Origin of the sequence: Micromonospora coxensis, from assembly GCF_900090295.1 — a bacterium.
In the GTDB taxonomy this organism is placed as follows: domain Bacteria; phylum Actinomycetota; class Actinomycetes; order Mycobacteriales; family Micromonosporaceae; genus Micromonospora; species Micromonospora coxensis.
Genome location: NZ_LT607753.1, coordinates 6,747,824 through 6,769,693, shown reverse-complemented (window position 1 = coordinate 6,769,693; position 21,870 = coordinate 6,747,824). Strand labels below are relative to the sequence as shown.

General features: G+C 72.0%; 17 protein-coding genes. 4 read left to right on the top strand and 13 right to left on the bottom strand.

The features are described 5' to 3' along the window. Positions 1-635: 635 nt before the first annotated feature. Positions 636-1,301 carry a restriction endonuclease gene (locus GA0070614_RS30020; RefSeq protein WP_088979097.1) on the bottom strand — a complete coding sequence of 222 codons (666 nt, stop codon included), beginning with the start codon at positions 1,299-1,301 and terminating at the stop codon, positions 636-638. Positions 1,302-2,006: 705 nt separating this feature from the next. On the opposite strand from GA0070614_RS30020, the gene GA0070614_RS30015 reads away from it, so the two are divergent. Both GA0070614_RS30015 and GA0070614_RS30010 read left to right on the top strand, forming a co-directional pair. Next, entirely contained in the window at positions 2,007-3,599 is a 1,593-nt protein-coding gene (locus GA0070614_RS30015) for a pectate lyase family protein (RefSeq protein WP_088974051.1), read from the top strand. Between the two features lie 555 nt (positions 3,600-4,154). Next, the gene (locus GA0070614_RS30010) at positions 4,155-5,975 is read left to right on the top strand and encodes a YncE family protein (protein WP_088974050.1); all 1,821 of its coding nucleotides are present in this window, start codon (positions 4,155-4,157) and stop codon (positions 5,973-5,975) included. 76 nt (positions 5,976-6,051) lie between these two features. Here GA0070614_RS30010 and GA0070614_RS30005 read toward each other — a convergent pair whose 3' ends face one another. From GA0070614_RS30005 to GA0070614_RS29990, 4 genes are read right to left on the bottom strand one after another with little or no spacing between them, the layout of a single operon-like run. Further along, complete coding sequence (locus GA0070614_RS30005; RefSeq protein WP_088979096.1) at positions 6,052-6,786, bottom strand: amidohydrolase family protein; 735 nt, start codon at positions 6,784-6,786, stop codon at positions 6,052-6,054. Beyond that, positions 6,783-7,517: an amidohydrolase family protein gene (locus tag GA0070614_RS30000; RefSeq protein ID WP_088979095.1), complete on the bottom strand. Its 735-nt coding sequence runs from the start codon at positions 7,515-7,517 to the stop codon at positions 6,783-6,785. Before GA0070614_RS30000 ends, GA0070614_RS30005 begins: the two co-directional genes overlap by 4 nt. Beyond that, positions 7,514-8,410 carry a dihydrodipicolinate synthase family protein gene (locus tag GA0070614_RS29995; protein WP_088979094.1) on the bottom strand — a complete coding sequence of 299 codons (897 nt, stop codon included), beginning with the start codon at positions 8,408-8,410 and terminating at the stop codon, positions 7,514-7,516. Before GA0070614_RS29995 ends, GA0070614_RS30000 begins: the two co-directional genes overlap by 4 nt. After that, positions 8,407-9,582 carry a DegT/DnrJ/EryC1/StrS family aminotransferase gene (locus tag GA0070614_RS29990; RefSeq protein ID WP_088979093.1) on the bottom strand — a complete coding sequence of 392 codons (1,176 nt, stop codon included), beginning with the start codon at positions 9,580-9,582 and terminating at the stop codon, positions 8,407-8,409. Before GA0070614_RS29990 ends, GA0070614_RS29995 begins: the two co-directional genes overlap by 4 nt. 85 nt (positions 9,583-9,667) lie before the next feature. On the opposite strand from GA0070614_RS29990, the gene GA0070614_RS29985 reads away from it, so the two are divergent. Continuing rightward, positions 9,668-10,888 (top strand): hypothetical protein, encoded by a 1,221-nt coding sequence (locus GA0070614_RS29985; RefSeq protein ID WP_088979092.1) that lies wholly within the window; start codon positions 9,668-9,670, stop codon positions 10,886-10,888. A gap of 44 nt (positions 10,889-10,932) precedes the next feature. Here GA0070614_RS29985 and GA0070614_RS29980 read toward each other — a convergent pair whose 3' ends face one another. From GA0070614_RS29980 to GA0070614_RS29945, 7 genes are all read right to left on the bottom strand, one after another. After that, a complete protein-coding gene (locus tag GA0070614_RS29980; protein WP_197701375.1) occupies positions 10,933-11,988 on the bottom strand; it encodes a dihydrodipicolinate synthase family protein in 1,056 nt (351 codons plus the stop codon). 8 nt (positions 11,989-11,996) lie between these two features. After that, a complete protein-coding gene (locus tag GA0070614_RS29975) occupies positions 11,997-13,013 on the bottom strand; it encodes an NAD-dependent epimerase/dehydratase family protein (protein ID WP_088979091.1) in 1,017 nt (338 codons plus the stop codon). Positions 13,014-13,159: 146 nt separating this feature from the next. Then, a complete protein-coding gene (locus GA0070614_RS29970) occupies positions 13,160-14,041 on the bottom strand; it encodes a Gfo/Idh/MocA family protein (RefSeq protein WP_157744843.1) in 882 nt (293 codons plus the stop codon). Between the two features lie 88 nt (positions 14,042-14,129). Beyond that, positions 14,130-15,140 carry a hydroxyacid dehydrogenase gene (locus GA0070614_RS29960; RefSeq protein WP_088979090.1) on the bottom strand — a complete coding sequence of 337 codons (1,011 nt, stop codon included), beginning with the start codon at positions 15,138-15,140 and terminating at the stop codon, positions 14,130-14,132. Beyond that, complete coding sequence (locus tag GA0070614_RS29955) at positions 15,137-16,036, bottom strand: carbohydrate ABC transporter permease (RefSeq protein ID WP_088979089.1); 900 nt, start codon at positions 16,034-16,036, stop codon at positions 15,137-15,139. The genes GA0070614_RS29960 and GA0070614_RS29955 overlap by 4 nt, the downstream gene beginning before the upstream one ends. Continuing rightward, on the bottom strand, positions 16,033-16,932 hold the full coding sequence (locus GA0070614_RS29950) for a carbohydrate ABC transporter permease (protein ID WP_088979088.1): 900 nt from the start codon (positions 16,930-16,932) through the stop codon (positions 16,033-16,035). Before GA0070614_RS29950 ends, GA0070614_RS29955 begins: the two co-directional genes overlap by 4 nt. 64 nt (positions 16,933-16,996) lie before the next feature. Next, positions 16,997-18,238, bottom strand: a complete 1,242-nt coding sequence (locus tag GA0070614_RS29945; RefSeq protein WP_088979087.1) for an ABC transporter substrate-binding protein — start codon at positions 18,236-18,238, stop codon at positions 16,997-16,999. A gap of 150 nt (positions 18,239-18,388) precedes the next feature. Between GA0070614_RS29945 and GA0070614_RS29940 the strand changes: the two genes are divergently transcribed. Next, a complete protein-coding gene (locus tag GA0070614_RS29940; protein WP_088979086.1) occupies positions 18,389-19,648 on the top strand; it encodes a Gfo/Idh/MocA family protein in 1,260 nt (419 codons plus the stop codon). 130 nt (positions 19,649-19,778) lie between these two features. Here GA0070614_RS29940 and GA0070614_RS29935 read toward each other — a convergent pair whose 3' ends face one another. Next, on the bottom strand, positions 19,779-21,614 hold the full coding sequence (locus tag GA0070614_RS29935; RefSeq protein ID WP_088979085.1) for a PQQ-binding-like beta-propeller repeat protein: 1,836 nt from the start codon (positions 21,612-21,614) through the stop codon (positions 19,779-19,781). Positions 21,615-21,870: the final 256 nt, after the last annotated feature.

Sequence of the window (21,870 nt, the reverse complement as noted above, 5' to 3'; positions counted from 1 at the left end):
ACCAGATCTTCCACCGCACCACCCTGGTCGCCAGCACGACGGCGACGAGCTTCAGCATGCCGACGCCGCCGCCGATGGTCACCACCTACGGGGTACGCGCGCTCGACGCGGCCGGCAACATCTCCCGTTCGCGCCGATCCACTTCGGGCAGGTGCCGGACTCCACGCCACCGACCGCCCCGGCGAACCTGCGGATCGGGGGCCTCTCCCAGGCAACCTGGCGGTGCGCTGGACGCCGCGACGGACGAGACGTTCCTCGTCGGCTACGAGGTCTACCTCAACGGCACGCTGATCAGCACGGTCGGCGGCACCAGCGGGTACGTCCCGTACCACGGCTACGGCACGTATTGGGTGCGGTGCGCGCCCGGGACAGCTCGGGCAACCTCGGGCCGTACGCCGAGGTGGGTCTGGCGATCGACCCGCCGCCACCCACGCCTGCGTACGTTGACCTCAGCCCGCCGGCGAGGGCCGGCGAGCGGCGGCGCCCGGGGCACCCGGGTGGTCCCCGGCCCGTGTCACGCCTGCTCCGGTGGCCGCGCCCACCGCATCGGGGCTACTGCCGCACCCCTGGATGAGCCGACTCCGGAGATTCCTCCTCGGGGACCCCGGGCGACGAGGCGACGATCCCCGAAACGATCAGCGCGAGGGACACACCGATCCACACCGCCATGACATCTTGTTGCCGAACGACCCCAGTTTGACCGCCAGGCAGACCCACGTCAGCAGGAGCACAATGCCGCACCCCAATCGGCCCCGTCCCGGGGATTCGGGCTTCTCCGCCTCCCCGGCCGACCGCTTCGCCGCTACAGCCCTCAGTCCGGTCGCCACCTGTGCCAACACGACTGCTCGCGCCGCAGGGTCTCCGTACTCCGCATCACCACCCGTGGCGGCGCGTGTCCGTCCGGTCGCGAGCCGCTGAGCGTCGAGCCGTTGCAGGAAGGCGTGGGCGACGGCGTTCTCGGGTGCCATCGCACCCGAGAGCGTGTACTTGAACAGACAGATGTCCATGTCATTCGCGTACTCGACGGCGTGCGAGGAGAATCCGGCGCCGGAGAAGGCGAACAGGGCTTTCTCGATGTCGCGCCCCCGGGCGCCGACCAGGCGCTGCAACACGGGGCGACCGATCTGCACCGCTTCGAACTTCACCTGGGCGAGCGCTCGGCGTGACCAGACGTCCACGCCGGAGTCGGCGCCGCCCTCGGTGGTCCTCGCATCACTGAAGCCCCAGTACCGCATCCACTCCGCTGCGTTCGACTCAGCCCTCTGCCAACTGTCGATCGCCCGCGGCTGCGGTTCCGTCAAGGGTTCCTCCTCAGATGACCGTGAAGGTCGCGACCCGCACAGGGAGTGCACGACAAGCTCGAGCCGTCCTCCGACGGCAGACGAGCAGGGTAGCGGACCCCACCAGGGCGGATTCGAACGCCGGCCGGTGGGAGCGTCACCGCCATGGGCAGCCGGTGTGGGAGCAGCGGGTCGCTCGGATCATCCGCCCGCCGAGCTTGGTCGACCTCACCTCGCCGCGCACCGCGCGGCCACCGATCGCTGTGCCGCAGCTACCGGTAGCGAGGAACAAAGCAACCTTGTACCGCAATCCGGACAGCCCCTTGCCACACCCATAGACACCTCCCTATCCTCGGCTCGGAAAGCGCTTTCCAGAGCGAGGTGGAACGTCCCGGCGGAGGCGACCATCGGGGCATCCACACTGACCTCGGGTGTCCGGTGTCCGCGCCGCGAGGTGGCAGTGCCTCGCGGCGCACGCCTCGGCCGACGACTCCGGCCGTCGGTGGCGACACGACCCGCAGCAGTGGACGGCTCACGGTTACGGGGACGTCGCGGGCAGGCGTCCGCGCAGGTCGGCACGACTGCAGCGCCACCGCCGATCGACACCGTGAAGAGCACCACCTCGCGTCGAGCAGCGACCTGTCCGGCGGCAGGCGACAGCTCGACGGCCTGCCCGGACGACCACCTCGGGCACCACCACCACCGCAGTTCAGAGAGTAGGACCGAATGAGACGACCAGTCGTACGAGGACTCCAGGCGGCGCTGGCCACGACGGCCATCGGAGGCGTGATCGCAGTAGTGGCCCTGGCGGCGCCGCAGGCATCGGCAGCGGTCGGCAGCGCCACCGGCTTCGCGACGCAGAACGGTGGGACGACCGGTGGCGCCGGCGGGCAGACGGTGCGCGCCACCACGGGGACCCAGATCCACGCGGCCCTGTGCAATCGGGCCAGCAGCAGCACCCCGATCATCATCCAGGTCGAGGGGACCATCAACCACGGCAACACCAGCAAGGTGTCGGGCGGAAGCTGCAGCACCGCGGACGGCGTGATCGAGCTGAAGCAGATCAGCAACGTCTCGATCATCGGCGTCGGCAGCGGGGCGGTCTTCGACCAGCTGGGCATCCACATCCGCGACTCGCGCAACATCGTCATCCAGAACGTGACCGTCCGCAACGTCAAGAAGTCCGGCTCGCCCACGTCCAACGGCGGTGACGCCATCGGCATGGAGAGCAACGTCCGTAACGTCTGGGTCGACCACGTCACCCTGGAGGCCTCGGGCGGGGAGTCCGAAGGCTTCGACGGCCTCTTCGACATGAAGGACAACACCCAGTACGTGACGCTGTCCTACAGCATCCTGCGCAACTCCGGCCGGGGCGGACTCATCGGCTCCAGCGAGAGCGACCGCTCCAACGGCTACGTCACCTTCCACCACAACCTGTACCAGAACATCGACTCCCGCACGCCCCTGCTGCGCGGCGGCATCGCCCACATCTACAACAACCACTACGTGGGCCTGCACGAGTCCGGCATCAACTCCCGCGCCGGCGCCAAGGCCAAGGTCGACAACAACTACTTCAAGGACTCCAAGGACGTCCTGGGCACCTTCTACACCAGCGAAGCCGGCTACTGGCAGGTCAGCGGCAACACCTTCGACAACGTGACCTGGTCCAGCCGCAGCAGCGAGAACAACCCCGCCGGCCCCAACCCGCAGTCCAACACCACCGTCAGCATCCCCTACACCTACCGCCTCGACGCGGCCAACTGCGTGCCGAGCGTCGTCAGTCAGACCGCCGGCGCCAACAAGGGCCTGCAGGTGTCGGACGGCAACTGCACGCCGCAGTCGCCGACGGCGGGACCGACCAGCCCCACCCCGGGTCCGACCAGTCCCACGCCGGCACCGACCACCCCCACCCCGGCGCCGACCAGCCCCACGCCGGGCCCGACCCAGCCCGGTGGGACCAACCTCAGCATCGGGGCGGGCTCCGACGGTTCCAGCAAGGCCGACGGGACGAGCTACGGCAACGTGCGCGACGGCAACCTGAGCACCTACTGGTCGCCGGCGGGCGCGACCGGTTCCGTCTCGATCAAGTGGGGCTCGGCCACCACGGTCTCCACGGTGGCCATCCGTGAACCGTCGGGCACCCAGGGCTCCATCGGATCCTGGCAGGTCATCAACTACAACACCGGCGCCGTCCTGGCCTCCGGCAGCGGCGCGGGCGTCATCGGCATCCCCCGGACCTCACTGACCAAGATCACCTTCAAGATCAACAGCTCGAACGGCACGCCGAAGGTCGCCGAGTTCGAGACGTACGCCGGGTAGCAGCGCAGCGGCACCGTCCGTAGGCCCGGGGCCTGCCGGGAAGCAGCGGCCCGTCCGGCATCGACGTACGCCGCCGCCACCGATCCGCACCGCAACCGAGGGGCGGGGCCGTCCTCCACGACGCCCCGCCCCTCGGCCTGTACGCGCGACCCGTCGCCGGCCGCCAGCGACGTGTGGACGCCGCACGACGTCGTCACCGACCGCGCGCTCCGCCGGCACGCCGGGCCGTCCGAGCGGCCGGGACGACAGGCGGACCACCCCGCCCTCATCGACGACGGCCAGCCGGCCGCGAGCGCGTCGGGCAGCACGTCGGCGCGGTGTGTCCGGCATGGACGCGGAGCCGCCCGCACCCTTGACGCATCCCGAGCCCCCCGATTAAGGTCCGGGCCGTAATGATGCTGACGAACGGAGATGCTGATGCCCCTGAGCCGACGCACACTTCTCGCGGGTAGCGCCGCCACCGGAGCGGCCCTGGCAGTCGGGCAGGGCACGTTCCTCGCGCCGGCGTCCGCAGCGGAGGACGCTCTCACGCCGACCAGTTTCGGACCGGCCTCATTGACCGCTGCGGTCCGTGGCGCCGCCGTCATCGGCGACAGCGTCTTCATCACCTCGCGGTTCAACACCCCTGAGGGCAGGATGCGTCTGGGCGAGTTCGACGTGCACACCGGTGAGAACCGCGCGATCGTCGATCTGCCGATCCCGAGCAACGGCGGTCAGAAGGCGGCGGCAGATGGGCGCTACGTCTACCTCGGTCCGGCCGGCAGCGCGTACGTCTACCGCTACGATCCGCAGAGCCGTGAGGTCGTGGCCTGGTCCCGAGCCGGCGGGGCCACCACCTGGTACTACGACATGGTGGTGCACGGGGAGCACCTGTACATCGGCACGTACCCGGACTGCACGGTCAAGCGGATCCGACTGGCCGACGGCAGCGTCGAGACGTACGGCCGGATCTCCACCTCCCAGTACGCGGCGGCCGTGGCGGTCGACGACGAGTACGTCTACGGCGGGTCGGCCGCCCCCGGCACCCTGCTGAGGTGGCCGAAGGCCGGCGGAGCGCCGACCAACCTGACGTCGTACCTGAGCTCCTCCCCCGTCGGCATCCTCGACATGCTGGTCCACGACGGTGTCGTCTACGTGGCCTGCGGCCGGCAGCTGATCTCCTTCGCTCCGGACGGCTCCGGCCGGGTGTCGCGCGACATCCCGGCCGAGGACCGCTACATCGACCAGCTGACGGTCGGCAGCGACGGCACCGTGTACGCGCTGTGCCGGCTGACCACCAACCTGTACGAGGTGACGGCCGACGGCCTGGCCAAGGTGGGACAGCCCCTGGCCAACGTGGAGAACCAGTTGCTCGCGCCGCTGCCCGGTGGCGCGCTGCTCGGGGTGACCGGGCTCGGGCACGTGTGGAAGGCGACCCCGGGCGGCGCGGCGACCGTGTGGCAGACGGCCACCCGCGGCTTCGGCTACCCGGAGACGATCCAGTCGATGATGCGGCACACCCGCAACACGATCTGGGTGGGCGGGCACTACGCGATGACGGTGCACCGGCCGGAGGCCGGCACGAGCGACCGTTTCGACATCAACGGTGAGGTCAAGGCGATGGCCGAGGGCAAGGCCGGTGTCGTGTACGCCGGCCTGTACCCGAGCACGCAGATCGTGTCGGTCGACCCGGACAGCTTCGACGTCACGGTGCTCGGGCTGCTCGGCAACGAGCAGCTGCGCACCAAGCGGATCCACCACGACAAGCCCCGCAACCAGCTGATCGTGGCCTCCAGCCCGCAGACCACCAGGCACACCGGCGCGCTGACCTTCATCGACCTGACCGACAACAGCTTCGACACGCACCGGGAGTTCCTGCCCGAGCAGAGCGTGATGGACGTCGTGGTGCAGGGCACCACCGCGTACCTCGCCGGTGACACCTACGGTGAGGGCACCAGCGGCCCGATCCGCAAGGTCGCGCAGGTGGCGGCCGTCGACATCGTCACCCGGCAGCTGCTGTGGCGCGAGGAGATCAAGCCGGACTGGCTGTCGTACGAGAGCCTGCACGTGGTGGGCAACCTGCTGTACGCCATGGGTCGCCGCCCGCGCGGCGCGTGGTTCGCCTACGACCTGCACACCCGCAGGATCGTGATGGAGGGCGACCTGGGCGGCTACGGCCAGTTCAACGGGGTCGACGGTCGGGTGTTCTCCTGGGTGCACTGGACCAACGACATCTGCGAGCTGCCGACGGTGCCCGGCGGCGAGACCACCGTGCTGTACGACAACGTGCCGCGCGGCTGGTACAACAACCCGTCGTTCCACTTCACCCCGGACGGCAGGGCCACCTGGGGCATGCTCGGCAACGACCTGGCCCGGTTCCCGCTGCCGAAGAAGTAGTCGGCGGGCGTACGACGGCGGGGGCCGCTTCCCGGTTCGGGAGGCGGCCCCCGCGTCGTGTGCGCGGGGGTCGGGGTCAGCCGTCGACGTCGAGCCGGAACAGGTCGGCGGCGTTGCGCCAGGCGACCCGCTCGGCCAGCTCGGGGTCGAGGTCGGCGGCGAGCACGGCCCCGTAGGCGGCGGCCGGGTCGATGAGGGTGGCGTCGGTGCCGAACAGCAGCCGCCGGGGGTCGACGGCCGCCGCGACCGCGGCGAAGCGTCCGGCCTCGGTGTGGGAGAAGCAGGGTTCGAGCCAGAGGTTGTCCACCGCGTTCGCGGCCTCGACGGCATGGCGCCACCCGTTGGCGCCCATGTGGCCCGCGATGGCCCGCAGCCGGGGGATGTCGGCGCAGGCCTGGGCCAGGTCCAGCGGGGTGGCGTCCCAGGTGTGCACCAGGGCGGGCAGGTCGTGCGCGGCGACCAGCTCCAGGGCCGCCCGGGTCTGGGGGGAGGCCACCGGGGACCCCGTGTAGTCGGTGTGGATCTTCACCCCGACGAATCGGCCCGTGGGCAGCAGCTCCCGCAGGTCGCGTTCGGCGTCGTCGAGCCGGCGCGGGTTGACCGTGAGGTAGCCGAGCAGCCGGTCGCTGTCCTCCAGCGTGCGGGCCATCGCCCGGTTGCCGGCGGTCACGTCGTAGATCACCGCCTCGGTGGCCGAGACGACGGCGAGGTCGATGCCGTAGCGGTCCATGACGGCGAGGTTGGTGGCGAGGTCGCCGACCTGCATGCTGAAGAACCACGGCCCCCAGTGGGCGTGCACGTCGATGATCATGCCGGCGGCTCCAGGATCCGGTGGGCGTTGCCGCCGGCCACGGCGGCGACCTGGTCCGGCGTGAGGCCGCTGCGGGCCAGCCGCAGCCGGGGTACGACGGCCTCGTACCAGGGGGTGCGGGAGCCGTAGAGCAGACGGTCGACGCCCAGGTGCTCCGCGACGGTCTCCAACGCGTCGGGAGAGTTGAGCAGGCGGGTCGAGGTGTGGAAGCCCGGTTCGTCGCGGGCGGCGACCACGAAGTCGCCCAGGTGGTAGAAGTGCGTGTCGAGGAAGACGACGGTCGTGCCGCGCAGTGGGCGCCAGAAGCGGCGCACGTCGCCGCCGGCGAGGATCACCAGGCCGGCCCGGGCGGCGCGGCGGGCCACGTGCCGTACCGACGGGAAGTCCGCCTCGACCCGTTGCTCGTCGGGGAAGAGCCGCACGGCGCGTACGCCCCGCTCGGCCAGCCGGTCGATCTCCCGCTCGGCGCCGAGCGGGTCCCGCAGGTCGACTGCGCCGACCGGGAGCACGCGGGGCCCGGCGAGGGCCGCGGCCTCGTCGTTGCCGTCGGCGACGTCGAACAGGGCGGCGCGCAGGCTGGCCACGGCCGCCCGGGCGATGCCGTGGGTGGACAGCGCGGCGATGACCTGGCGTGTGTCTGCGTCGGGACCGGGTCGGTCGGGGTGGCGTCCGACCAGCACGTCGACGTCGAGGGTGACCGCCGGCAGGTCGCCGGCGACGAACGGGTTCACGCTCGCCTCGCCACGGCCAGCACCCGGGCACGGTCGTCCTCGGTCAGCGCCGGGCCGTACGGGTCGACGGCGTAGCCGGGCGGGATGCGGCCCTCGTCGGCGGCGATCCAGAGCATGCGACGCACGTAGCCCTCCATGGGCTCGGTGAAGGTCACCTCGGCGAGCCGGTCCAGGCGCGCGGAGGCGGCGACGAAGTCGGCGTAGCGCTGCTCGGCGAAGGCACGCAGCACGGTGGCGGCGACGGGCACCGCGGCGGCGGCGAGACCGACCAGGGCGGCCTGGGCGCCCCACATCAGCGACGGCCCGAACATGCGGTCCTCGCCGGTGACGGCGAGGCGGTCGGCGGCGTGGGCGGCGGCGAGGGTGGCCTGGCAGGCCATCGCGTCGTGCAGCCGGGCGACCTTGACGCCGGCGACGCCGGGGTGGGTGAGCAGGGCGGTGAGGTGGGCCGGGCGGTAGGGCCGCAGGTACAGGTCGAAGGCGAGCATGGGCAGTCCCGAGGCCTGCCAGATCGCGTCGTGGTGGGCGAGCGGGTCGCCGTCGACGGGGAAGAGCAGCACGCCGGCGGCGCCGAGGCTGGCGGCCCGGGCGGCCTCGGTGGCGACCTGGTCGGTGTGCTCCCCCGGCCGGCCGCCCACGCCGACGATCACCGGCACGCCGGTGTCGACCGCGCAGCCGGTGATCACGTCGCGGGTGGCCGCGTCGAGGTGTGGGCCGCGGCCGGTGTGGGCGAGGACGGCGAGGGCGTCGGCGCCGTCGGTGAGCAGGCCGCGCAGGTACCGCCGGCACAGCGCGGGGTCGGTGGCGCCGGTGGCGTCCATGGGGGTCGCGGCAGCGGCGACGAGCTGCCAGCGCAGCCGGTCGCGCAGGGCGGCGGCGGCCGGGGCGATCACGAGGTCACCGCGACACGGACGGCGTGGGCGATCTCGTCGACGTGCGCGTCGGTGTAGCGCTCGTTCCAGTCGATCACCAGCAGGGTGGAGTCGACGAGCCGTTCGGCGACCGGGCACAGCCCCGGCCCATAGGTGGGCAGCCGGTCGGCGGGCGGCACCGCGAGCGGATAGCGGGAGCTGCCGTAGATGGGGGCCTCGGTGAGCGCGGGCGCGCAGTGCAGCGGCTGGTCGAGGTAGCCGGGGCGGGCGGGGATTCCGGCGGCGGCGAGACGGGCGGCGACGCTGCGGTTGTCCAGCGGTGGTCGCAGCACGATCGGGAACAGCCACCAGGCGTGCGCGTCGACGTCGGTGGGCAGGTGCAGGCCGGGCACGTCGGACAGGGCGGCGTGCAGCCGGGTCGCGGTGCGGCGTCGGTCGGCGAGGACGCCGGAGAGTTTGGCGAGCTGAGCCCGGGCGACGGCGCCGGCGAGTTCGGTCATCCGGTAGTTGAGGCCGAGGCCGACGTGCTGGCGGCGTCCGCCGTCGCGGGGCCAGCCCTTGTCGGCGAACAGGCGCATCCGCCGGGCGAGCGCCGGGTCGTCGGTGATGGCCAGCCCTCCGTCACCACAGGTGATGTGCTTCCACTGCTGGAGGCTGAAGCAGCCGATCGCGCCGGCGGTGCCGACGAGGGTGCCGTCGGGATAGCGGGCGAGCCACGCCTGCGCGCAGTCCTCGATCAGCGGCACACCGGCGTCGGCGGCGACGGCGCGCAGGTCGGCGGCGGCGCCGAACAGGTGCACCGCGATGATCGCGCGGGTGCGCGGTCCGATCGCGGCGGCGACGGCCGCGGGGTCGAGATTGCCGGTGTACGGGTCGACATCGGCGAAGACCGGCACGGCGTTCTGCGCCAGGATGGGCGCGACGGTGCCGAAGTCGCTGATGGGCGAGGTGATGATCTCGTCGCCGGGGTCGGGGGCGACGGCGGCGACGGCCAGGTGCAGCGCAGCGGTGCCGGAGCTGGCGGCCACGGCGTGCGAGACTGCGTGACGGTCGGCCATCTCGCGTTCCAGGGCGCGCACCTCGGTGCCCCACACGGAGCTGAGCATGCCCGTCCGGAGCACCCGGGTGACGCCGTCGATCTCCTCCTGCCCGAGGGTTCGACCGTCGGCGTCGGCCATGCTGGGAAACGACACGTACCCTCCCCGGGGTTTCACCAATACCGGGCCTGACCGTAATCTTGAGCTACGGAACATGCAACCCTTCGACAGGAGGCCGGGCGTGACCATCGAGATCGGCGTCGTCGGACCGCACGACCTGGTCGACGACGTGGCAGCCACCTGCGAGGAGCAGCCGGGTGTCACCGTGCGGCGGCTGCACTACGACCACGAGTCGCAGGCGCCGGCCCTGGTGGAGGCCCACGGCGCGCACGTGCAGGCGTGGCTGTTCACCGGTGTGGTGCCCTACACCCTGGCGCGGCGGGCGAACGTCCTGCACCGTCCGGCGGCCTTCGTCGACTACACCGGGGCGACGCTGCTGCAGGCCACGGTGCGGCTGCTGCGCGACGGGCACGACGTGGCCCGCATCTCGATCGACACGGTCACCGGCGCGGACGTGGCGGCGACCTTCGGGGAGGCGGGACTGCCGGTCGACCAGGTGCGCTGCCTGCCGTACCGGGGTCAGCTCAGCTCCGACGACGTGGTGGCCTTCCACCGCCGTCAGCACCGCGCCGGCGCCCGGGTCGCCGTCACCTGCATCAGTTCGGTCTACGAGGTGCTGCGGCACGAGATGCCGGCGTACCGTCTCGCCCCGTCGGCGCATTCGGTGCGTACAGCGCTGCGCCAGGTGCTGCTGCACGCCGACAGCCAGGCCCAGGAGGACGCCCAGATCGCGCTCGGCCTGGCCAGCCTCTCCGACGGCGACGGCGGGCTGCTCAAGGAGGTCGCCGCCCTCGGTGCCACGCTGGCGCGGTTCGCACCGGACACCTACCTGATCGTCACCACCCGCGGGCCGCTGCACGACGCCACGGCGGGGTTCACCACGTTGCCGATGCTGCGCCGCCTCGCCGACCGGCACGAGCGGGTGCAGATCGGCTTCGGGCTCGGCCGCAGCGCGGCGGAGGCGGAGAACCTGGCCCGCCGCGCGTTGAGCCGCGCCCGCCGGGTCGGGCCCACCACGGCGGTGCTGTCGCTGCGCGGCGACACCGACATCGTGCTGGAGACGACGATGCCGCCGCCGCAGCCCGCCGAGGCCAATCTGGCGGTTGTCGCACAGCGGGTCGGCCTGTCGGTGCCGACCCTGCTGCGGCTGCGCGAGGTCCGTGCCGCCGCCGGTGAGACGCCGCTGACCAGCCGGGAGGTGGCCGAGCATCTCAGCGTGCAGCAGCGCACGGCCCGCCGGATGCTGCACCGCCTCGAGCTGGCGGGTCTGGCCGAGCGGCTGGGCAACCTGGCCTCCGGCACCAGCGGTCGCCCGCTGACCCTGTACCGCCTGACCCTCTGACCGGCCGGCCCGCGCCCCCGTGGCGCGGGCCGGCCCCGGCAGGGTCAGGACATCCACTGGTCCAGGTGCTCGGCGACGAAGTCGTCGTCGCGCAGGTGCGGGTACGCCGCGTGGACGCGGTCGAGTTCGGCGAGCTGGCCGGGCGAGAGCTCCTCGGCCGGGTCGAGGCACCAGCGGCCGGCCAGCAGCCCCTGGCGGCGCAGCACCTCGTGGATGCCGGGGATGCAACCGTGGTAGCCGTTCGCGGCGTCGAAGATGGCGGCGTTGGCGTCGGTGAGGTGCCCGTCCAGGGTGAGCAGGCGGCGCAGCGCGGCGTCGTCGCCGCCGCGGGCGGCCCGGGCGTCGTCGAGCAGGCCCACCGCGGTGCGCGCCCACACGGCCCACTGCCCGAGCAGTCCGCCGACGAACTCCACCTGCACCGGCTGCCCGTCCACCACCACCCGGTGCGGAGCGACCAGGTCGGCGAGGATGTGGTCGTCGTTGCCGGTGTACAGGGCCAGGTCGCCCTGGCGGCCGGCGGCGCACACGCCGTGCAGCACGTCCAGGGTCCGGTAGCGGTCGAAGGGTGCCACCTTGATGCCGACCACGGACTCCAGCGCGGCCAGTCGCGCCCAGAAGCCGCGGGACAGTTGCCGACCGCCGACGGCGGGTTGCAGGTAGAAGCCGATGACCGGCAGCACCTCGCCGACGGCGCGGGCCCGCTCGATCAGGGCGTCCTCGTCCAGCGGGGCGTACGGCGACAGCAGCACCAGGTGGTAGCCGAGCGAGGCGGCGAGTTCGGCCTCGCGGACCGCCTGGGCGGTGTCGCCGCAGGCGCCGGCGACCATGACGGCCTCGGAGCCGGCGGCGGTCTCGGCGGCCAGTTCCAGCACGGGAGCGAGCAGACCGACCTTGGGGTCGTGGATGGCGAACTGGGTGGTGTGCACGCCGACGGCGATGCCGCCGGCGCCGGAGGCGAGGTAGTAGCGGGTCAGCGCCCGCTGCCGGCGCTCGTCGAGGCGACGCTCGGCGTCGAGGGCGAGCGGGTGGGCGGGAATGGCACAGCCCCGCGCGAACCGCGCCAGGGCGGTGGTCTGTCGGGTGTCCGATGCGGTCAACACGGTCTCTCCTAGAAATTGCCGTCGCGGCGCTGGAATCCGGTCGGCTTGCCGAGCAGGGGATTGCCGTCGGCGACCCACTGCGCCGTCAGGTCGATCAGCTCGGCGACCGGCACGTCGGGGTATCCGAAGAGCCGGTGGCAGAGCTGGGCGTTGGACAGCAGCGCGGTCGGTGCCTCGGTGCCGGTGAGGTGCGCCTCGCGGCCCATCCGGGCGGCCAGGGCGGTGGCGACCTGGCGGATGGAGACCAGCTCCGGGCCGGTCAGGTTCAACACGAACGGCGGCGTCGCCGTGTGGTGCAGGGCGCGCAGGGTGACCTCGTTGGCGTAGCCCTGCCAGACGATGTTGGCGTGCCCCATGGTCAGGTCGATCGGGTGTCCGCCCAGGACCGCGGCGGCGACGTCGACGAGGACGCCGTAGCGCATCTCGACGGCGTAGTTGAGGCGGATCAGCGCCATCGGGGTGTCGTCGCGCACGCTGAAGTGGCTCAGCACGCGTTCGCGGCCGAGGCAGGACATGGCGTACTCGCCGACGGGCTGTACCGGGGTCTGCTCGACGCAGCCGCCGGTGGTGACCGGCACCAGGGGGTAGACGTTGCCGGTGCTCAGCGCGACGATGCGCGAGCCGGCGAAGCGCTGTGCGACGCGCCCGGGCAGGTAGGCGTTGGTGGCCCAGGTGGCGTGCTCCCGGCCGGAGGTGCCGAACTTCGCCCCGACGAGGAAGAGCACGTTCGCCGCGTCGGGCAGGGCGGCCAGGGCGGCGTCGTCGGCGACGTCGGCCTCGACGATCACCGCGCCCTGGGCGCGCAGGGCGTCGGCGAGTCCGGGTTCGGAGAAGCGGGACACCGCGATCACCCGGGCGCCGGTGCCCGCCTCGGCGACGCCGCGCAGCGCCAGCCGCACCAGGCTCGGGCCGAGTTTCCCGCCCGCCCCGAGGATGAGGATGTCGCCGTCGAGCTTGCGCAGGTCGTCCACCAGGACGTCCCGCGGGCGCGAGAGCCGCTCCTCCAGTTCCGCCACCGTACGCATGACAGCCACACCCCTTCCTGATTAACGGTCATGACCGTAACTTCCGTCTGTGGGGGCGTCAAGAGCCGTAGGGCCTGCCTCCCGATGGGAGACAGGCCCTGCGCGTGAATTACGGACGCGCCCCTCGCGCGCGACGTCGGGCGATCTCAGGCCAGCGCCCGGGCGGAGGTGAGCACGTCGAGCACCGCGCGGGTCTGCGACCACGGCACCGGACTCGGCGCGCCGCCCACCATGGCCACGAACGCCTCGACGGTGGACCGGTACCCCAGCTCCTCCGCGCCGCCACGCAGGAGCACCCGACGTTCTCCGTCGACCGTGTGCACGGTGACCTCGTACGTCTCGGCGGCGCTGACCCCGAGCACCTCGACGGTGCCGGTCACCCCGTCGTCCCAGCGCAGCGCGAGCACGCCGGTGTCCTCCGAGCGCAGACCGTGGTGGCGGCGCACCGCGCCGGCGGCGCCGACCAGCCGTACCGCCGGACCCAGCAACGCCACCAGCAGCTCCACCCCGTGCAGGCCCATCATGACCAGGGTGCCGCCGCCCACCGCCGGGTCGTCCTGCCAGGGGTTGTAGCCGGTGGCCCACAGGCCCACGTCGTGGCGCACCGTCGCCCGGACCGCCAGCACCTGCTCGCGCGGCACGTCGAACGCGACGAACTGCGGGGCGAAGCGCAGCACGGAGGAGGTCAGCACCAGCTCCGGCGCCCGCGAGACCACCCGTTCCAGCTGGTCGAGCTGCTCACGGGTGGCCGCGGCGGGCTTGTTGACGAAGCACGGCAGCCCGCGGTGCAGGACCTTGTCCAGTGCCGGCGGCACGTCCGGGGTGGGCACGGTGAGGACCACGCCGTCCGGGTCCGCGGCGAGCAGCGCGTCGAGGTCGGGCAGCACCGTGGCGTGCGGGTGTTCGGCGCGGAAGCGGTCCAGCCGGTGCGGGTCGGGCTCCCACACCGTCAACTGCGCGACGTCGCGCAGCGCGCGGGCGTCGGTGTAGGGGTGGCTGGTGGCGAGTCCGGCGAGGGCGATGCGCATGATCGCAGAGGCTACTCAGTGTCGCGGTGGGCCCGCCACCGCAGGTCAGCACGGCCACAGGCGCGCCGGCGCCGGTGACGGGAGCTGGTCATCCCGTGCTGGTGAGCAGGTCCGGGGTCACCTCGTGACGCAGCGGCTCACCGCGCAGGAACCGCGCGACCTCCGCCGCCACGATCGCCCCGGCCCGCCGCCGCGACTGCACCGTCCCCGCCGACTCGTGCGGGGTCAGCAGCACGTTCGGCAGCGCCCGCAGCGGGTGGTCCACCGGCAGCGGCTCGGCGTCGAAGACGTCCAACGCCGCGTCGATCCTGCCGGTGGACAGGACGGCCAGCAGCGCGGCCTCGTCGACCAGCGCGGCGCGGGCGGTGTTGACCAGCAGGGCGCCGTCGGGCAGCAGGGCCAACTCCCGCGCGCCGATCATCCCGGTGGTCTCCGGCAGCACCGGCGCGTGCAGGGAGACCACCAGCGAGCCGGCCAGCAGGTCGTCCAGGTCGACCCGCGTCGCACCGAGCCGATCGGCCTGCTCGGCCGACAGGTACGGGTCGGCGACCAGCACCCGCGCGCCGAGCGCCCGGACCAGCTCGAGGTAGGCCCGGCCGGTCCGGGACGCGCCGACGACCCCGACGATGGCGCCACGTAGTTCCTGACGCGGCGGGGCGGCCTTCGCCGTCGCCCAGTCCTCCCCGGTACGCAACGCGTGGTCGAAGCGGTGCAGCCGGTGCAGCAGGGCGAGGGTGAGCGCGAGGGCCTGCTCCCCCACCGCGTAGGCCATCGCGTCGCCGGCCTGGGTGACGCGTACGCCCCGGGCGAAGCTGGCCGGGGTGACGAACGGTTTCACGCTGGCCCCGGTGTGCGCGAGCAGACGCAGCCGGGGAGCCGCGGTGAGCAGCTCGGCGGTCAGCGCGGCGGTGCCCCAGCCGGTGACGACGACGTCGGCGTCGGCGAGCAACGGGGCCAGTACCGCCGGGTCGCCGACGTCGGCGTCGGGCGGTGGCAGCCGCAGCCGGCCCAGTCGGGCCAGCTGCGCCACCGTGGCGTCGTCGAGGAACATCTGCCGCACCTGTGGTGACACCGCCAGCGCGATGACGGTGCCGCTCATCCCTTGATGCCGGTGGTCGCGACGCCCTCCTGGAAGTAGCGCTGCCCGATCAGGTAGGCCATGAAGATCGGTACGAAGGCCACCACCGAGCCCGCCAGCAGCATGTTCAACGCGACGTTCTCCTGTTGCAGGGAGGCGATGCCGGTGGTCAGGGTACGCATGTCCAGGCTCTGTCCCACGATGAGCGGCCAGAGGAAGTCGTTCCAGTGCCAGAGGAAGACGAACACGCCCAGGGTGGCGAGGATCGGCTTGATCAGCGGCAGCACGATCGAGACGTACACCCGCCACTCGGAGCAGCCGTCGAGGCGGGCCGCCTCGAACAGTGAGTCGGGCAGCGAGGCGATGAACTGTCGCATGAGGAACACCGCCTGGGCGTTGGCCAGGGTCGGCAGGATCATGCCCCAGTAGGTGTCGACCCCGCCCAGCTCGGAGATGACGATGAACGTCGGGATCATGGTCACGTGGTACGGCACCATCAGCATGGCCAGGAACGACCAGAACATCGTCTCCTTGCCGGGGAAGCGCTTCTTGGCGAAGGCGTAGCCGGCCATCGAGGCGAACAGCAGCACCCCGATCACCGACACCACCGAGTAGACGATGGTGTTCCACATCCAGCGCAGCACGCTCTTGGCGCCGATGACCTGGTCGTACGCCTCGGTGGAGATCGGCCAGGGCAGCAGGCTGTCGGGGAAGGTGACCGGGCCGGTCGGTTTGAACGACAGCACGACCATCGCGTAGAAGGGGAACAGGGTGATCGCCGCGCCGATCAGCAGCAGCACGGTACGGGTGACGAGCCAGCTCCGGCCGGGTCGACCCACCCGGTACGGGCGTCGACGCCCGCCGGCGGGGGCCTCGGCGACGACGGCGACGGGCGGGGGTGCCACGGTGTCGGTCATTCTTCCCTCCCGAGGGTCAGCCGCTGGATCAGCGCCACCACGATCGTCATCACGAACAGCGCCACCCCGATGGCGCTGGCGTAGCCCAGGTCGAAGTACTTGAAGCCCTGGTCGTAGAGGAGGTAGACCAGGCTGTAGCTGGCGCGCACCGGGCCGCCGCCGGTCATCACGTAGATCATGTCGAAGACCTGCACCGCCACGGTGGTCTCGATGACGGCCACGAAGAACAGCGCGGGTCGCAACTGCGGCAGCGTGACGTAGCGGAACCGCTGCCAGGCCGAGGCGCCGTCGGTCAGCGCCGCCTCCTCCAACTCGGCGGGGATGTCCTGCAGGCGGGCGAGCAGGATGAGCATGCCGTAGCCGAAGCGGGACCAGACCGAGACCAGCACCAGCGCGGGGACGACCAGCACACTGTCGGCCAGCCAGGAACCGGCCGGCAGGCCCAGCGCGCCCATCGCCCGCGACCAGGGGCCACCCTCGGCGAACACCCAGGTGAAGACCACCCCGGCCAGCACCAGGCTGGTCACCACCGGCAGGAAGAACACCGACCGGAACAGCTTCACGCCGCGGAACACCCGGCGGGTCAGCAGGGCCACGCCCAACGACGCCAGCATCGACAGGGGCACCGACAGCGCGGTGAACACGACGGTCACCCGTAGCGCCGACCAGAACGTGGGATCGTCGAGCAGCCGGCGGAAGTTCTCCAGGCCGACGAGGCCGGTGTCCCCGCCGATGGTGTAGTCGGTGAATCCGAGGAACACCCCGGCGATCGCCGGCCCGAACCGGAACAGGGCGAACAGCACCAGGAACGGCAGGACGAACAGCAGCGCCGTCCCGGCTTCCCGGGCGGACGGACGACGGACGCGTCGTTGGCGACGCACCGGTAGTGCAACCATCTGGCAACCTTTCCGAGGCCCTCGCGGTGGGTGGGGTCACCACCCACCGCGAGGCCCGTGGTGACTAGCCGAGCAGCGGGTCGGCGGCCTTGGCCGCGTCGTCGAGCGCCTGCTCGACGGACTTCTTGCCGAGCAGGGCGGCCTGGATCTCCGGGGCGAGCACACCCTGGACGTCGCGTGCCTTCTCGTTGAGCGGGCCGACGGTGCTGTTGGCGACCTGCTTCTCCTGCTCACCGAGGACCGGGTCGGAGGCGTAGAGCGCGCCGACCGACTTCTTGGCCGAGAAGAAGCTGGCGGCCAGGTCGTACTTCTTGGAGTTCTCGGCGTTGGAGGCGAACGCGATCCACTTGCCGGCCGCGTCCTTGTTCTTCGAGTTACGCAGCATCGACAGGGAGCCGACGGTGCCGTAGCCGATCTGCTTGGACTCGGTGAAGTGCGGAAGGGCCTGGATGTTCTCCTTGCCCCAGAACTTCTCGATCTCGGCCGGCAGGACGTGCCAGACGCAGCCGACCTTGTTCTGCGCGATGCGGGTCTGCTCGATGGGCGGCAGGGTGGTGAGCAGGCTCTTGTCCACGTAGCCGCCGTCGACGAGCTGCTTGGCGAAGCTCAGCGCCTTGCGGCCCTCGGGGCCGTTGAAGGCGACCGACTTGCCGTCGGGGCTGAACACGTCGCCACCGGCCTGCCACAGCAGCGGGTAGAAGGTCTGGTTGAGGGTGTTCTTGACGTCGCCGGCGTACGCGGTGACGTCGTAGCCCTTGGCCTTGAACGCCGGCGCCATGGCCAGCAGGTCGTTCCAGCTGGTCGGGTAGCTGGTCTGGCCGACGGCGGCGAAGACCTTCTTGTTGCAGATCGGGGTCACCGCGCTGGTGAGCACGGGGGCGCCCATCATCTTGCCGTCGATGGTGACGGACGTGACGACGTTGGGCAGGTAGTCGGCCTTGGCGGCGTCGTCGAGGTACTTGTCGACCGGCTCGATGTTGCGGGCGTACTTGGGCAGCTGGTCGGGGATGAGGTAGACGACGTCGGGGCCCTTGTTGCCGGCGATCGCCGTGGCCAGCGCCTGGTCGCGGTTGGCCCACGGGAAGATCTCGGTCTTGACCTCGACGTCCGGGTTGGCCGCCTGGAACGCCTTGGCCGTCTCGTCCCAGTACGCGCGGTGCTTCGCCTCGTCGAAGATCACCGGGTAGATCCACATGGTCACGGTCTTCTTGCCGGAGTCACCGGAGCCGGAGCCGCCGCAGCCCGAGGCCGCGAGCGCGGCGACGAGCGCCACCGCGACGGCCGACAGGCCCTTCCGTAAACGCATCTCGCATCCTTCCGGGGGAGGTCAGGTGGGCAGTACATTAACTTACGGTCCGGGCCGATACTAGGGCCGAAAAGGTCCGAGGTCGTGTCGTCACTGATCGTGCGCCCGGCTCTCCAGATCGATCCACGCCCGTAATAGTTAAGGACACCGATGAGCGTCTCCCTCGCCGTCGTCGGCGCCGGCAACCGCGGCAGCACCTACGCCGGCTACGCCCTGCGCCACCCCGACCGCGCCCGCGTCGTCGCCGTCGCCGACCCCCGGTCCGCGCACCGCCGCGCCCTCGCCGACGCCCACCAGGTGCCGGCAGAGCGACGCTTCACGTCCTGGCACGACCTGGCGGCCCGGCCGCGACTCGCCGACGCGGTCGTGCTCGCCACCCCCGACCGCGAGCACGTCGAGCCGGCGGTCCGCCTCGCCGCGCTCGGCTACCACGTCCTGCTGGAGAAGCCGATCGCCCCCACCGAGGCGGAGTGCGTGGCAGTCGCCGAGGCCGCCGAGCGCAGCGGCGTCCTGCTCGCCGTCTGCCACGTGCTGCGCTACACCCGCTACACCGACGTCGTGAAGCGGCACGTCGAGACGGGCGCGCTGGGCCGCGTCGTCGGCGTCGAGCACCTCGAACCCGTCGGCTGGTGGCACTTCGCCCACTCCTACGTGCGCGGCAATTGGCGCCGTGCCGAGCAGTCCTCCAGCAGCCTGCTCGCCAAGTGCTGCCACGACCTGGACTGGCTGCGCTACATCGTCGACGACACTCCGGTGCGGGTGAGCAGCGTCGGCGCGTTGCAGCACTTCCGGCCGGAGCAGCGCCCCGAGGGCGCCGCCGACCGCTGCCTGGACTGCCCGGTGGAGCCGAACTGCCCCTACTCCGCCGCGCGCCTGTACCGCGACTGCCTCGCCTCGTCGGACCGCCACCGGTGGCCGCTGTCCGTGGTGACCCTGGACCTCACCCCGGCCGGCGTGGAGGCGGCCCTGCGGGACGGCCCGTACGGCAGGTGCGTCTACAGCGGCGACAACGACGTCGTCGACCACCAGAGCGTCACGATCACCTTCGCCGGTGGGGCCACGGCCACGCTCACCATGAGCGCCTTCACCCCCGACGGGCACCGCCGTACCCGCATCATGGGCACCCACGGCTACCTGGAGGGAGACGGCGAGCAGGTGAGCGTCACCGACTTCGTCACGGGCCGCACCGTCACCACCGACACCCGGGCAGGCGGCGCCGACGCGGCCTCCGGGCACGGCGGTGGCGACATGGGGCTGATGGCGGCCTTCGTCGACGCGGTGGCGAGCGGCGATCGGTCCCGGGTGCGCTCGGGCCCACGGGAGTCGCTGGACAGCCACCGCATGGCGTTCGCCGCCGAGCGCAGCCGGGCGACCGGTGGCGCGCCCGTCACGCTCGCGCCGCTCGGCTGATCCGCGCGCTCACGACGGCCGGCCACCCGGCCGCGCCGCTCCCCCGTGGGCCCGGGCGGATCACCCAGGCCCACGGGGCCACGCGGCGCGCCGCCCGGCACCGGTCCCGGTCACCCGCCGACCGGGACGGTCAGGTCAGGTCGACCCGGATCAGGTTGGTCCCACGGGTGGTGAACAGGGTGCGCACCCCGTCGGTGACCACCTCCGGAGCGCCGAACCAGGACTGGTTGAGCCCGTCGGCCAGCACCGTGGGCGACGGCTCGCGGCGACCGGCCCGCACCGTCCACAACCGGGTGCCGTCGGTTCCGAAGACCCGCTCGTCGATGACCGCGAGCTTGCCGCCGACGGCGCCGACGTCGACCCGCCACAGCACCTCCCGGGTACGCGGGTCCAGGCCGAACAGTTCACCGTCGCGGGTCACCCCGACCAGCACCCGGCCGATCAGTTTCAGATCGACGATCACCCCGCCGGTCGTGGGTTCGACGAGCCAGGCCAGGCGCTCGGTGCGGTAGTCGAAGTAGCCGAGCTTGGCGCGGGTCGTCGTCGGGGTGGTGCCGTAGCCGTTGATGATGCTGCCGCCGAGGAACACGCCGTGCGGGTCCGGGCAGAGCGACTGGACGGTCTGGTCCGGCAGGATGCCGCGCCAGCTGCGGAACCGCTGCCCGTCGAAGATATTGAGGGCGCCCTCCCACCGGCCGTAGTCCGGCTCGGTGGCCATCAGCACCAGGCCGCGTCGCCGGTCGACGACCAGCGACGTCGGGCGGGTCTGCTCCTGGGCGGCGTCGACCCGGGCGACCTCGGTGGCGGTCCGGGCCCCGACCGGCAGGGTGAGGTAGCGGGCCAGGGTGTAGACGCCCATGTGGGTCACCCCCTGCCAGGTGTCCATGTCCTTGGCCTCACCGCCGAAGGGCACCCGGTAGGTGTCGAAGGCGGGGGTGGGCTCGGTGGAGACGACCTGGACCCCGAGGGTGCCGCCGACGACGATCCGGTCACCGGCGTGGCAGAGCGACATCGGCCGCTCCGGGGTGGGCGCCAGCTCCGGGGAGCTCATGTCCAGCGCCTCGGTGCTGCGGGTGGCCAGGTCGTAGATGATGCCTCCGGCGCCCTGCACGGCCCAGAGCCGACCGTCGTCGAGGAAGCCGATCCGCACGTTGGACGCCTCGGCCACCGGCACGCCGACCAGCGTGGGCGCGGTGTCGCCGATGGTGAATCGGTACAGCGACCCGCTGGGGCGGGTGGTGTAGAAGATCTCGTCACCGCGGCTGGTGATGCCGACGACGAACGAGTCGTTGGGCGTCTTGAGGATCTGGTGGCTGCTGTGGTCGCGGGTGTCGACGACCAGGATCTCGGCGGTGGGCGAGATCCCGACCACGAGGTGGTCGCCGGCCAGGTGGCAGACCGCGCCGAAGGTCCGGCTGCGCAGGGCGTCCGGCAGGATGTCGGTGCGCGTACCGGTGGCGCGGTCGTAGGCGACGAGCCCGGCGCGGGAGCCGATGCCGCAGTAGACGGTGGTGTCGGTGGCGACCAGGTCGCGCACGTAGGTGTCGTCCGGGTCCATCCGACCGTGGTCGGTGGCCCGGCCGGTGGCCGGGTCGTACTCCCAGAGCCGGGCCGAGGGGTACGTGCCGACGAACACCTTGCCGTCCGGCGAGGCCTTGACGCTCCACCCGACCTCCTGGGCGAGGTCGAGCACCTGCGTGACCTCGAGGCTGACGGTGTCCACCTTGAACAGCAGACCCGGCGAGTACGAGCTGACGAACAGGTCGGTGCCGACCGCGTCGATGCCCCACAGACCGGGCACGCCGGGGATCAGCGCGGTCTTGGTGATCCGGCGCTCGGTGAGGTCGTACGCGGCGACCCGGGTGGGCAGGATCTGCCGGGTGGCGAACCAGATCTCGTTGCCGACGCGGATCCCGTTGCCGAAGTTCAGCACCCGGGAGGCCGGGCCGAGGTCGGTGATCGCCACGTCGAGCGGGTCACCCGTGCCGGAGCTGGTCTCCGCATGGGCTGCTCGAGGAAATACGGCTCCTGCCGTTACCGCACCAAGACCGGCGAGCAGCGCTCGTCGCGACACAACTCCCGACATGATTCGCCCCTTCCGTTGGGGGCGGCCGCAGATGACCCATTTACGGTCCCGCCCGTTATTGGGGTCGACACTAGGTTCGAGCGTCGTACCCGTCAACAGCCCACGCCACCCCGCACGCCGGGGACGCCGACGACCG

Coding starts and splice junctions, on each gene's coding strand:
- GA0070614_RS30015 (WP_088974051.1), top strand. CDS start 2,007: ATGAGACGACCAGTCGTACGAGGACTCCAGGCGGCGCTGGCCACGACG.
- GA0070614_RS30005 (WP_088979096.1), bottom strand. CDS start 6,786: ATGATCATCGACGTGCACGCCCACTGGGGGCCGTGGTTCTTCAGCATG.
- GA0070614_RS29975 (WP_088979091.1), bottom strand. CDS start 13,013: ATGCGTACGGTGGCGGAACTGGAGGAGCGGCTCTCGCGCCCGCGGGAC.
- GA0070614_RS29970 (WP_157744843.1), bottom strand. CDS start 14,041: ATGCGCATCGCCCTCGCCGGACTCGCCACCAGCCACCCCTACACCGAC.
- GA0070614_RS29960 (WP_088979090.1), bottom strand. CDS start 15,140: ATGAGCGGCACCGTCATCGCGCTGGCGGTGTCACCACAGGTGCGGCAG.
- GA0070614_RS29955 (WP_088979089.1), bottom strand. CDS start 16,036: ATGACCGACACCGTGGCACCCCCGCCCGTCGCCGTCGTCGCCGAGGCC.
- GA0070614_RS29950 (WP_088979088.1), bottom strand. CDS start 16,932: ATGGTTGCACTACCGGTGCGTCGCCAACGACGCGTCCGTCGTCCGTCC.
- GA0070614_RS29945 (WP_088979087.1), bottom strand. CDS start 18,238: ATGCGTTTACGGAAGGGCCTGTCGGCCGTCGCGGTGGCGCTCGTCGCC.
- GA0070614_RS29940 (WP_088979086.1), top strand. CDS start 18,389: ATGAGCGTCTCCCTCGCCGTCGTCGGCGCCGGCAACCGCGGCAGCACC.